The 11,187-nt window shown below is 69.9% G+C and carries 14 protein-coding genes and 4 tRNA genes; 5 read left to right on the top strand and 13 right to left on the bottom strand.

What is annotated here, in order from left to right; translation table 11 throughout:
* The 6 genes from rplJ to ND747_RS25485 all read right to left on the bottom strand — a co-directional run.
* The coding region (gene rplJ / locus ND747_RS25510; protein WP_251736732.1) for a 50S ribosomal protein L10 at positions 1–525 on the bottom strand (525 nt) is incomplete at its 3' end.
* Between the two features lie 435 nt (positions 526–960).
* Positions 961–1,677 carry a 50S ribosomal protein L1 gene (gene rplA / locus ND747_RS25505; RefSeq protein WP_251736731.1) on the bottom strand — a complete coding sequence of 239 codons (717 nt, stop codon included), beginning with the start codon at positions 1,675–1,677 and terminating at the stop codon, positions 961–963.
* A gap of 101 nt (positions 1,678–1,778) precedes the next feature.
* The gene (gene rplK, locus ND747_RS25500) at positions 1,779–2,213 is read right to left on the bottom strand and encodes a 50S ribosomal protein L11 (RefSeq protein WP_251736730.1); all 435 of its coding nucleotides are present in this window, start codon (positions 2,211–2,213) and stop codon (positions 1,779–1,781) included.
* Positions 2,214–2,266: 53 nt separating this feature from the next.
* Positions 2,267–3,067 carry a transcription termination/antitermination protein NusG gene (gene nusG / locus ND747_RS25495; RefSeq protein ID WP_251736729.1) on the bottom strand — a complete coding sequence of 267 codons (801 nt, stop codon included), beginning with the start codon at positions 3,065–3,067 and terminating at the stop codon, positions 2,267–2,269.
* A gap of 180 nt (positions 3,068–3,247) precedes the next feature.
* On the bottom strand, positions 3,248–3,496 hold the full coding sequence (secE, locus tag ND747_RS29930; RefSeq protein ID WP_308204692.1) for a preprotein translocase subunit SecE: 249 nt from the start codon (positions 3,494–3,496) through the stop codon (positions 3,248–3,250).
* Between the two features lie 47 nt (positions 3,497–3,543).
* A tRNA-Trp gene (locus ND747_RS25485) sits at positions 3,544–3,616 on the bottom strand.
* Between the two features lie 286 nt (positions 3,617–3,902).
* Here ND747_RS25485 and ND747_RS25480 point away from each other — a divergent pair.
* Complete coding sequence (locus ND747_RS25480; protein WP_251736733.1) at positions 3,903–5,111, top strand: pyridoxal phosphate-dependent aminotransferase; 1,209 nt, start codon at positions 3,903–3,905, stop codon at positions 5,109–5,111.
* Between the two features lie 16 nt (positions 5,112–5,127).
* On the opposite strand, the gene ND747_RS25475 is transcribed toward ND747_RS25480, so the two are convergent.
* The 5 genes from ND747_RS25475 to ND747_RS25455 all read right to left on the bottom strand — a co-directional run bounded on the left by ND747_RS25475 (position 5,128) and on the right by ND747_RS25455 (position 6,778).
* Complete coding sequence (locus ND747_RS25475; protein ID WP_251736727.1) at positions 5,128–5,556, bottom strand: MaoC family dehydratase; 429 nt, start codon at positions 5,554–5,556, stop codon at positions 5,128–5,130.
* A 50-nt stretch (positions 5,557–5,606) separates the two neighbouring features.
* On the bottom strand, positions 5,607–6,065 hold the full coding sequence (locus ND747_RS25470) for a MaoC family dehydratase N-terminal domain-containing protein (RefSeq protein WP_251736726.1): 459 nt from the start codon (positions 6,063–6,065) through the stop codon (positions 5,607–5,609).
* 206 nt (positions 6,066–6,271) lie between these two features.
* The gene (gene rpmG / locus ND747_RS25465) at positions 6,272–6,403 is read right to left on the bottom strand and encodes a 50S ribosomal protein L33 (RefSeq protein WP_070131962.1); all 132 of its coding nucleotides are present in this window, start codon (positions 6,401–6,403) and stop codon (positions 6,272–6,274) included.
* A gap of 127 nt (positions 6,404–6,530) precedes the next feature.
* Positions 6,531–6,604, bottom strand: a tRNA-Met gene (locus ND747_RS25460).
* A 98-nt stretch (positions 6,605–6,702) separates the two neighbouring features.
* Positions 6,703–6,778 (bottom strand) — tRNA-Thr (locus ND747_RS25455).
* Positions 6,779–7,154: 376 nt separating this feature from the next.
* On the opposite strand from ND747_RS25455, the gene ND747_RS25450 reads away from it, so the two are divergent.
* Entirely contained in the window at positions 7,155–8,474 is a 1,320-nt protein-coding gene (locus ND747_RS25450; protein WP_251736725.1) for a GH25 family lysozyme, read from the top strand.
* Positions 8,475–8,725: 251 nt separating this feature from the next.
* The gene (locus tag ND747_RS25445) at positions 8,726–9,352 is read left to right on the top strand and encodes a hypothetical protein (protein WP_251736724.1); all 627 of its coding nucleotides are present in this window, start codon (positions 8,726–8,728) and stop codon (positions 9,350–9,352) included.
* A gap of 12 nt (positions 9,353–9,364) precedes the next feature.
* Here ND747_RS25445 and ND747_RS25440 read toward each other — a convergent pair whose 3' ends face one another.
* Positions 9,365–9,799 (bottom strand): gamma-glutamylcyclotransferase family protein, encoded by a 435-nt coding sequence (locus tag ND747_RS25440; protein ID WP_251736723.1) that lies wholly within the window; start codon positions 9,797–9,799, stop codon positions 9,365–9,367.
* Between the two features lie 52 nt (positions 9,800–9,851).
* On the opposite strand from ND747_RS25440, the gene pyrE reads away from it, so the two are divergent.
* Complete coding sequence (gene pyrE, locus ND747_RS25435) at positions 9,852–10,385, top strand: orotate phosphoribosyltransferase (protein ID WP_251736722.1); 534 nt, start codon at positions 9,852–9,854, stop codon at positions 10,383–10,385.
* 78 nt (positions 10,386–10,463) lie between these two features.
* Here the strand turns inward: pyrE and ND747_RS25430 are convergent.
* Positions 10,464–10,548, bottom strand: a tRNA-Tyr gene (locus tag ND747_RS25430).
* 144 nt (positions 10,549–10,692) lie between these two features.
* On the opposite strand from ND747_RS25430, the gene ND747_RS25425 reads away from it, so the two are divergent.
* Entirely contained in the window at positions 10,693–11,181 is a 489-nt protein-coding gene (locus ND747_RS25425) for a YajQ family cyclic di-GMP-binding protein (protein WP_251736721.1), read from the top strand.
* Positions 11,182–11,187: the final 6 nt, after the last annotated feature.

Here is an 11,187-nt window from a genome sequence, read left to right as displayed (position 1 = left end):
CGCCGGAGCCGCGCTCGCCCGCTGCTCGCGCAGCGCCTCGGCCAGCCGGGCAACCTGCGACAGCGGCGCCGCGAACAGGCCGACCGCGCCGGCCAGCGAGCCCTTCATGGCACCGGCCAGCTTCGCCAGCAGTACCTCGCGGGACTCGAGGTCCGCCAGCTTGCGGAGCTCCTCGGCGGTCAGCGGCCGGCCTTCGACGACACCGCCCTTGATGATGAGCGCCGGGTTCGCCTTCGCGAAGTCACGCAGACCCTTCGCGGCCTCCACCGGGTCACCGCTGACGAAGGCGACGGCGGTCGGGCCGACGAACAGGTCGTCGAGCCCGGTGACGCCGGCCTGGTTCGCCGCGATCTTGGTGAGGGTGTTCTTGACGACCGCGTACCGGGTGCCCTCGCCGAGGGCGCGCCGCAGTTCGGTGAGCTGGCTGACCGTCAGACCGCGGTACTCGGTGAGCACCGCGGCGGTCGAGGAACGGAAGTCCTCGGCGATCTCCGCCACCGCGGCGGTCTTCTCAGCTTTCGCCATGGGGCTCCTTCGGGATGTGCACCGGACATCCGCTCGACCATCGCCCCGGCCCCGGAAGACGACGAACGCCCCGGCGCAGGCGCACGGGGCGTGAGGAGCACGGAACCCGGGAGGGAGCGGCGCTGGTGCGCCGCCAGCCGCCAGGGCTGCCGCAGCCTTTCACTGACCGTCACCTACGCGGGCCGCCCGCAGAAATCGGGCCTTCGGCTGCCGACCGACCCCGGTGTGTGGCATGCGCTCCGCACAGACGTACTTCTGCGCGCAGACACCGGGTAGGACGACGGCGACCAGCGGTCTTCGGTGGAAAAACTGTGATCGTCGTTCAGTGTACGCGACGTCTTGCCGGCACCCGCCGCCAGGGCGTCCCGACATGCCACCAGCCCGGACCAGGTGCTGGATCCGGGCTGGTGAGAGTACGCACAGCGGCGCCTGGGATCAGGCGGTGACCGCGTCCTCAAGCAGGTTGCGGGTGCGGTTCGGGTCGACCGGGATACCGGGGCCCATGGTGGTGGCAAAGGTGATCTTCCGGAGGTACCGGCCCTTCGCCGCCGACGGCTTGACCCGGACGATCTCGTCGAGCGCCGCCGTGTAGTTCTCGATCAGCTGCGCGTCGGTGAAGCTCGTCTTGCCGACGACGATGTGCAGGTTGCCCTGCTTGTCGACGCGGAAGTTGATCTTACCGCCCTTGATGTCGGACACGGCCTTGCCGATGTCCAGGGTGACCGTGCCGGTCTTCGGGTTCGGCATCAGACCACGTGGGCCGAGGATCCGGGCGATCCGGCCGACCTTGGCCATCTGGTCGGGGGTGGCGACCGTCGCGTCGAAGTCCAGGAAGCCCTCCTGGATGCGGGCGACCAGGTCGTCGCTGCCGACGATGTCGGCGCCGGCGGCGGTCGCCTCGGCCGCCTTCTCACCGGCGGCGAACACTGCGACCCGCGGCGACTTGCCGGTGCCATGCGGCAGGTTGACGGTGCCGCGGACCATCTGGTCGGCCTTGCGCGGGTCGACACCGAGCCGGATCGCGACCTCGACGGTCGCGTCGTACTTGGTGGTGGAGGTCTCCTGGGCGAGCCGGACGGCATCCAGCGGGCTGTACAGGTTCTCCGGGTTGATCTTTTCCGCGGCTGCGCGGTATGCCTTGCTGCGCTTCATGCTGTCTCCTCGTGGTGCCGGCGGGCGCCCGGACGACACGGTGGTCGTCCGGGCGCCCTCCCACGGCGTGTGGATCGGGTCGTGCGCGAGCTGATCTGCGACTAGTCGCCGACGGTGATGCCCATCGAGCGGGCGGTGCCCGCGATGATCTTCTCTGCGGCCTCGATCGTCGTCGCGTTGAGGTCGGGCAGCTTGGTCTGGGCGATCTCGCGCACCTGGGCTGGGGTCAGCTTGGCGACCTTGTCCCGGTGCGGAGTCCCGCTGCCCTTCTCGACCCCGGCGGCCTTGAGGATGAGCCTCGCGGCCGGCGGGGTCTTCGTGACGAACGTGAACGAGCGGTCGTCGTAGACGGAGATCTCGACCGGCACGACGTTGCCGGTCTGCGACTCGGTGGCCGCGTTGTACTGCTTGCAGAACTCCATGATGTTCACGCCGTGCTGACCCAGCGCGGGGCCGACCGGCGGCGCCGGCGTTGCCTTTCCGGCGTTGATCTGGAGCTTGATGATTGCAGTGACTTTTTTCTTCTTGGGCGGCATGTGCTCGTCTTCCTGCCGGGGCTGCTTGCCTTCGGGTTACGCGGACCGGATGGTCAGATCTTCGCCACCTGGTTGAACTGGAGCTCGACGGGTGTCTCCCGGCCGAAGATCGAAACCAGCACCTTCAGGCGCTGGGCGTCGAGGTTGATCTCGCTGATGGTGGCCGGGAGGGTGGCGAAGGGACCGTCCATGACGGTGACCGACTCGCCGACCTCGTACTCCTGGACCCGGACGGTCTCGACCTTCTTCTCCTTCGGCGCCGGCGGGGCGAGGATCGACTGCACCTCCTCGCGGCGCAGCGGCGACGGCCGGTTGGTAAGCCCCACGAACCCGGTCACACCCGGCGTGTTGCGGACCGCCGACCAGGACTGGTCGGTCAGGTCCATCCGGACGTAGATGTACCCCGGGTACTTCTTCTGCAGGACCATCTGCCGCTTGCCGTTCTTGACGACCGGGACCTCCTCGGTCGGCACCTCGATCTGGAAGATGTAGTCCTCCATGTTGAGGCTGGAGATCCGGGTCTCAAGGTTGGTCTTGACCTTGTTCTCGTAGCCCGCGTAGGAGTGCACCACGTACCACTCGCCGGGGGCGTCCTCGATCGCGCGACGCAGCTGTTCGTCCTCGTCGTCCTCGTCGAACACGGCGGCGACCGGCGCCTCGGCGGTCGGCTCCTGCGCCGCGGACTCGGACTCGGACGTGGGCTCGGGGGTGGACGTCGCCGCACCCGGGAGGTCGTCGGGCTCGGCGCCGGCGTCCGTGCTCGCCACCTCGTCGCGCTCGAACGCCGCCAGCGGATCGAGACGGGCGAGGGCTTCCCCCTGCTCGGAGGAGGCGTGCTCGGGGGACTGGGACACGCGGGCGATCCTTTTCTCGTGAACACTTCTGGTGCTGTGGACTCCGCGCCAGCGGGGACGCTGCGCGGGCGTGGTGCGGACGAGCGACCGCCGACTGACAGGCGACCCGGCGTCAACCACCCACCAGTCCGTCTACCCCGCCCCGGCCCTGCCTACGGACTCCGCCACCGAGGAGCCCCGTCAGCCGAAGATCGCGAGGATCGCCTTCGTCAACCCGAAGTCGAGACTGGCCACGAAGGCCGTCACCACCGTGACGAAGACAAGCACGACCAGCACGTAGGTAACGAGCTCGTTTCGCCCCGGGTAGACGACCTTCCGGAGCTCCGCCATGACCTCGCGGATGAACTGGACAGGCCGATACCGACGTCGAGCCGCGGTACGCGTGGCCCCCCTCGGACGCGGTGCCGCGTCACGGGTATCGGTCGCCACTCACTCCACCCACTCCGTTGCCGAACCAACCTGACCGTCGAACAGCGCAGGGGCGACAGGACTCGAACCTGCAACCGCCGGTTTTGGAGACCGGTGCTCTACCAATTGAGCCACGCCCCTAGGACACTCCCTGACCCCCGCCGCCACCGACCCGCACGTTGCGCGCCCCCACCGTAACGCACGGTTCGGGCTGCGGGCCGGTTACCGGAATGGGTGCCCGGGCGGATCGAGCATACCCCCTGCGCGACCGAACTCCGCAGGCACCGATCGGGCCAGGCCTGGCGACCCACGCGAACCGACCGCCAGGACCCGTCGGCGGCAGGACCTGCGGGCGGTGCGGACCGACCCGGGCGGCCCGTCGATCCGGCCCGCGTGCTCGGCCTGCCCCTGCGCGCACCATGGCAGCATGGGCGGCATGAGCAGGATCTCACGCCGCATCGGCGCCATCGCCCCGTCCGCCACCCTGGCCGTGGATGCGACGGCGAAGGCGATGCGCGCCGCCGGACAGGACGTCGTCGTCTTCGGCGCCGGCGAACCGGACTTCCCGACACCGGAACACATCGTCGCCGCCGCCGAACGCGCATGCCACGAGCCGCGGATGCACCGCTACACGCCGTCTGGCGGGCTGCCGGAGCTGCGCGCGGCGGTCGCCGAGAAGACGCTGCGCGACTCCGGCGTCACGGTGACACCAAGCCAGGTTTTGATTACCAATGGTGGCAAGCAGGCCGTCTACGAGGCCTTCGCGACGCTGCTCGACCCGGGCGACGAGGTGCTGCTCCCGGCGCCGTACTGGACGACGTACCCCGAGTCGATCCGGCTCGCGGGCGGCGTGCCGGTGGAGGTCGTCACCGGTCCCGACGCCGAGTACCGGGTCACCGTCGACCAGCTCGAGGCGGCCCGCACCGAGCGCACGAAGGTGCTGCTGTTCTGTTCGCCGTCCAATCCCACGGGGGCCGTGCACACGCCCGAGGAGGTCCGCGCGATCGGTGAGTGGGCCGCCCGGACCGGGATCTGGGTGCTGGCCGACGAGATCTACGAGCACCTCGTCTACGGCGAGGCCCGATTCTCCTCGATCCTCGCCGAGGTGCCGGACCTCGCCGAGCGCTGCGTCATCGTCAACGGTGTCGCCAAGACGTATGCGATGACCGGCTGGCGGGTGGGCTGGCTGCTCGGCCCCACCGACGTCATCAGCGCCGCGACGAACCTGCAGTCCCACGCCACCTCGAACGTGTCGAATGTCGCCCAGGCCGCCGCGCTCGCCGCCGTCACCGGCCCGCTCGACGCGGTCGCCGAGATGCGTGCCGCCTTCGACCGGCGTCGTCTGACCATGCACCGCATGCTGCGGGAGATCCCCGGGGTGCGCTGCCCGCTACCGCAGGGGGCGTTCTACTGCTACCCGTCGCTGCAGGAGGTGGTGGGACGTCCGCTGCGGGGGCAGACGCCCACGACCAGCGCACAGCTGTGCCAGCTCATCCTGGAGGAGGTGGGCGTGGCGATCGTCCCCGGTGAGGCGTTCGGGACTCCGGGCTTCGCCCGACTGTCGTACGCGCTCAGCGACGACGACCTGGTCAAGGGCGTGGACAGGGTGGCCACGCTGCTCGCCGAACTCCGCTAGTACCCCACCAACCGACTCAGGGCAGCTGGAGCGTGGCCCGCGAGGCCATCAGCACCTTCTCCCCGCGGCACCGGGTGGTGAGGTTGACCACCACCCGGTTGCCGTCGAGCTTTTTCGCCACCACCCCGCTCACGGTCACCGTGGCACCCTCGTCGTCGTCGGGTACGACGACCGGCGAGGAGAACTTCACCCCGAACTCGACCAGCGCTCGCGGATCACCGATCCAGTCGGTGATCAGCCGGGCAGCAGTGGCCATCGTGAGCATCCCGTGCGCGATCACCCCGGGCAGACCGGCCTCAGCGGCGGCCCGGTCGCTCCAGTGGATGGGGTTGAAGTCACCGGACGCTCCCGCGTACCGAACCAGATCCGCCCGGCGCAGCGGGAACTGTCGCTGCGGCAGCTCGGTACCGACCTCGACCTCGTCGTAGGCAATCGTCGCCGTCATTGGTTCTCCCACACGGGTCGGGGGCGGTTCGGCCGCGGCCAGGTCCGTGCTCACGAGCGTGGCGCGGCGGTCCCGCGGGACACCAGGGTGCAGATGCCGGTGGCGACCTGTTCGCCGGCGGTCGTGTCGTACCGGTACGTGGTGACCAGGACCTCGTTGCGACCCACGGCGCGGATGCTGGTCAGCGTCGAGGACGTGACCAGCTCGTCCCCGGCGACCACCGGACGGTGCAGCTCGAAGCGCTGCTCACCGTGGACGACCAGGGTGTAGTCGAGGCCGAGGGCCTCGTCCTCGGTGGGCAGGCCCAGAGTTCCGGGCATGGCGTTGATCAGGAACGTCGGCGGAGCGACGAGATCGGGAAAGCCGGCGGCCCGGGCCGCGTCCACATCGTGGTACAGCGGGTTGTCGTCACCGACGGCCCGGGCGAACTGCCGGATGTGCTCCCGCCCGACCTGGAAAGGCACATCGGCGACGAAGCACCGTCCGACGAAGTCCTGGTTGAGCGGCATCACGGCTCCGTTTCTGGCGGCAGCGCAGGGCGGGATACCCTATCCCACCACGTCGCGACCGCCCCACGCCGCGACCGCCCCACGCGGCCGGTCGCGACCCGGTGGCCCCGGCCTGACAGGGCACGCGAACAGCCGGCCAGGCGTACTGCCTGACCGGCTGTGGTGGAACGGCGCCGAGCGTCGGGACTGACCCGAATCGGGCTGACTCAGCGGGTTTCGCGGTGCTCGGTGTGCTTGCCGCAGTTGGGGCAGAACTTCTTCAGCTCAAGACGGTCCGGGTCGTTGCGCCGGTTCTTGCGCGTGATGTAGTTCCGGTGCTTGCACACCTGGCACGCCATCGTGATCTTCGGGCGAACGTCAGTGGCGGCCACGGCGTGATGCCTCTTTCCAAGTCGACTGCAGAACTGGGCGGGCGCCGCGGCAGGCCGCGAGCCCGGAGAGGGCGCGGCCTGCCGCACCCTGGAGTAGCGGTGGCCGGACTTGAACCGGCGACACAGCGATTATGAGCCGCTTGCTCTGCCAGACTGAGCTACACCGCCAGGATGGCCACCCGGACGACCGGGGACCGGACCAGCTTACCCGGGCGAACCGGCGGAACCGTTCAACCCGGACACGAACCTGCCCAAGGACTGGTACGTGGAGCCCCTTTACGGAATCGAACCGTAGACCTTCTCCTTACCATGGAGACGCTCTGCCGACTGAGCTAAAGGGGCGCGAAGTCGCGGTGCTCAGATTACACGACGCTGGGCGTGGATGGGCGGGCCACCCCCGCCCAGTTCCACGGCCCACCGCCGACCCCCGCCGAAGGCGACGTGACGGCGCGCCTCCGGCCGCCGATTCCACTTCTCCCGCTTCGCCCGGTGGCGCGCCGCCACGCCCGACCCGCCGTCCACAATGCCGGGATGATGGCGTTTCGCCACGCGGTATCAACTATCCGTAGCAGTCAACTTGGACGTCCACCGCTTCTATAGCTGTAAGTAATCCCCTCAATGCTTAGCGTGTTGGCTCTCTGGTGGTGCGTCCCGTCCGGACGCGACCGACCTCCGCCGAGCCTCCTGCACGTTGCCTCCCGAGCATCGAGGGTTGCCCATGCGTCTCACGCCGCGTCCTGGCCGGTGTTCCCGCCCACAGACCGTCCGGACCGCGCTCGACATCCCCCTGCCACGCCAGCTGCGCCTGTCACGCCACCTGCTTGGTGTCGCGTTGCTCACAGCCGCGACGCTCACCCTGTCGGCCACCACCGGCGTGGCCCAGGCCGCCACGCCCTCACCGCTGTGGCCACGCGGGGTGGACGTCGCCTCCTGGCAGCATCCCGGCGGCGCCGCGATCGACTGGAACGCCGCGCGCGCCTCCGGCCTGAGCTTCGTGTACATCAAGGCCACCGAGAACACCGAATACACGAACCAGTACTTCACCGGCGATCGGGACGCGGCGACGCGGGCCGGCCTCGCCGTCGGTGCCTTCCACTACGCCCGGCCGTCCGCCTCGATCGGGACCGCCGTGGAGCAGGCGAAGCACTTCGTCTCGGTAATCGGCCGGACGCGCACCGCCGGCAGCCTCCCGCCGGCCCTGGACCTCGAGGAGACCGGCGGCCTCGCCCCGGGCGCGCTCGCCGCGTGGACCAGGGCGTTTCTCGAGGAAGTGGAGTCCGAGACCGGACGGATCCCGCTCATTTACACCAGCCGGTGGTTCTGGACTGACCCGATGGGCAACACCCGGGACTTCACGAGGTATCCGATCTGGTTCGCGATCCACAACGACCAGGCCGCGCCCGGCGCGGTACCGGGTGGCTGGCCCGGTTGGGCGGTGTGGCAGTACAGCTCGAGCGGGACGGTGCCGGGGATCGCCAGCCGGGTGGACCTGGACGTGCTGTGCTGCACCTCGTCCGCGCTCGCCGCGCTGGCGGACGGCACACTGAGTGAGATCCAGAAGTGGCAGGCCGGCGCGGGGCTCACCGCCCTCGCGCTCGGCGCCCCGATCGGTGTGGAGAACCCCGCCGGCGGTGGTGGACGCTGGCAGCAGTACGCCAACGGGTTGGCGTACTGGTCGGTCGCCACCGGCGTGCACGCGTTGTACGGCCCGATCTCCAGCAGGTACCTGGGTCTTGGCGGGTCGAACAGCTTCCTGCGCCGTCCGATCAGCGACATCGAACCCACCACCGTTCCCGGCGGCCAGCAGGCCCGCTTCCAGGGCGGCTGGATCTACTGGAGCGCCGCGACCGGAGCCCACGAGGTGCACGGCAAGATCCTGTCGACCTACCTCGGCCTCGGCGGTTCGGGTTCGCCGCTGGGCCTGCCCACCTCGGACGAGTACTCGGTGCCCGGCGGCCGACAGAGCACCTTCGAGCACGGCAAACTGCGCTGGGACGCGGCGACGGGCCAGGTCGCCCAGCTCCCGCCGGGGCCCTGACCTCGGGGCCCCGGCGTCAGGGTGAGGTGACCTCGGGCAGGGGTGACATCGGCGGGCGGCGGGTATCGCAAGGTAGCGGCGGACGGTAGTTGTCTGACTACCAGTAACTACCAGATAGTCGCCGGACCGCATGGTGCGGGCATCTACCCGCCGCGACCGCCCGGTCGCGCCCGCCGTCCCCGGATGTCCGCCCTTCCGGGGTCCGGCGGTCACCGGCCATGCGGGATGCCGGCGGGCAACGGGAGGACCAGATGGCAGGAAACCGGGTGGCGGTCCCACGTAGTGGATGGCTCACCTTCGCCGCCGTGATCATGTTCATCGTCGGGTTCCACAATCTGATCTACGGGATCGCCTCGCTGCGCGACTACACCGTGATCGTGCACAACCTCACCAACGGCGATACCAACGTGTTGTACGCCGACCGCAACTTCTGGGGCTGGCTGTTCCTGTTCATCGGCATCGTGGAGATGGCGATCGCCTACGGGATCTACGCCCGCAACGTCGCCGCCCGCTGGGCCGGCGTGGTGATCGCGTCGATCAACGCGATCGGGCAGCTCGCCTACCTGGCGGCCTTCCCGGTCTGGTCGGTGGTGATCATCGCCATCGACATTCTGGTGATCTACGCTCTGCTCACCCACGAGCTGGTACCCGCCGACGGCGGCTACGGCCAGCCCTATCCGGGTGACCGACCCGGCGCCGGCCGCGCCGCCGGGGTCGGCCGACCAGCCGAGCACGCGACCGCGGTACCCGGCACGGCGGCGGGTGGCCGGGCTCCCGGCTACGGCGACCAGACTGGCTACGGCGACCAGAGCGGCTACGGCGACCAGACCGGCTACGGGAACCAGACCGGTTACGGGGAGGGCCGGCCGCCGCGATGAACCAGCTGGCGGTCAGCTTCGCCCGGCGGCGAACCGGGCCCGCCAGTGCGCGCACCGCCGCGCATAGTCCACCAGGTGTCGCTCGGCGAAGACCTGCGGGTCCCAGAGCTGGGTGGACACCTGCGTGAGATCCCGCCACAGGTAGGCGAACGCGGCCCGCCCGTCCGTCAGGACGAGCGGGCCGACCTCGTAGGCCGGCCCCTCGAAGGCGTCGAGGATCGCCACCTCGGCATCGTCCAGCCCGAGCAGCAGCTGCCCGCAGGTCCGTGCCCCGGGGTCGGGAACCAGCCCGGGGTAGGGCCGTTGCAGCAGGCAGGCGGCCCGCCAGGCCGAGACGGCCACCGGTTCCATCCGCGGGACCCGCGCCAGCAGCACGGTCAGCACCGCGGGAAACATCAGCGTCCCGTAGACGAACAGCGGCCGGCGATCGCCTGCGGGAGCGAACATGAGATCACGCTAGCGACCTGCGCCGCACGGCGACGCACTACAGTGCACGAACGTGAGTGACGACGCCACGCTGGCCGCCCGGGTGCGGGCCGCCTCCCACCTGACCGGCACCTTCCTGCTGCGCTCCGGGCGCACGAGCACGGAGTACTTCGACAAGTACCTCTTCGAGGCGGACCCGGTGCTGCTCGCCGCCGTCGTCGACGGCCTGGTCGACCTGGTCCCGCCGGGCGCGGAGGTCCTCGCGGGCCTGGAACTCGGCGGTGTGCCCCTGGCCACGCTGCTGGCCCAGCGCACCGGTCTGCCGACCCGCTTCGTCCGCAAGAAGGCCAAGGAGTACGGCACCCGGCGCACGGCCGAGGGCGGCACGGTGACCGGCCGTCACGTCGTCCTCGTCGAGGACGTGGTGACCTCCGGCGGAGCGGTGCTGGACGCCACCCGGGTCCTGCGCGACGAGGGTGCGATCGTCACCGATGTGCTGTGCGTCATCGACCGCGGCGAGGGCGGCCGGGACCGGCTCGCTGAGCTGGGCCTGCAGCTGCGCCCGCTCCTGACCCGCGCCGATCTCGACGCCGCCGCCGGCGGCTGAGGTACCGGGGACACGACACAGGCCCCGGAGGAATCTCCGGGGCCTGTGTCGCAGCATCATCCGGGCTGGGCCCGGGGGTGGTGGCAGGTGATGGATTCGAACCATCGTAGGCTGAGCCGGCGGTTTTACAGACCGCTCCCTTTGGCCGCTCGGGCAACCTGCCGTCGTCGACGAGCATACCGGTCCCGACGGAACATCGGGACGCGGGCCGACCGCAACCGGCGCCATGCCAGCCAACCGTTACCCCGCGTAGCCACTTTGCCGCGGCATCTGTCCCCGCCCCGCACCGAACAGGAGGTCCGCACCCGTGGCCGACCCGTCCTTTGACATCGTCAGCAAAGTTGACGCCCAGGAGATCGACAACGCAGTCAACCAGACAGCCAAGGAGATCCGGACCAGGTTTGACTTCCGGGACACCGGCGCGTCGGCGGAGCTGTCCGGCGAGTCGATTCTGCTGGTAGCGAACACGGACGAGCGGGTGAAGGCCGTGCTCGACGTCCTGCAGGAAAAGTTCGTCAAACGCGGCATCTCCCTCAAGGCGCTGTCGTTCGACGAGCCGAAGGCCTCGGGCAAGCAGTTCCGCCTGCCCGTGACGGTGCAGCAGGGCATCTCCGAGGAGAAGGCCCGAACCATCGCCAAGAAGATCCGCACCGACGGGCCGAAGGGCGTCCAGGCCCAGATCCAGGGCGACCAGCTCCGGGTCACCGGCAAGAAGCGGGACGACCTGCAGCGGGTCATCGCGCTGCTGAAGAGCGAGGACTTCGAGGTCCCGCTCCAGTTCGTCAACTACCGCTGAGGACGG

Origin of the sequence: Frankia sp. R82 (genome assembly GCF_023716925.1) — a bacterium.
GTDB lineage: Bacteria > Actinomycetota > Actinomycetes > Frankiales > Frankiaceae > Frankia.
This window is presented reverse-complemented; position numbering and strand designations above follow the sequence as displayed.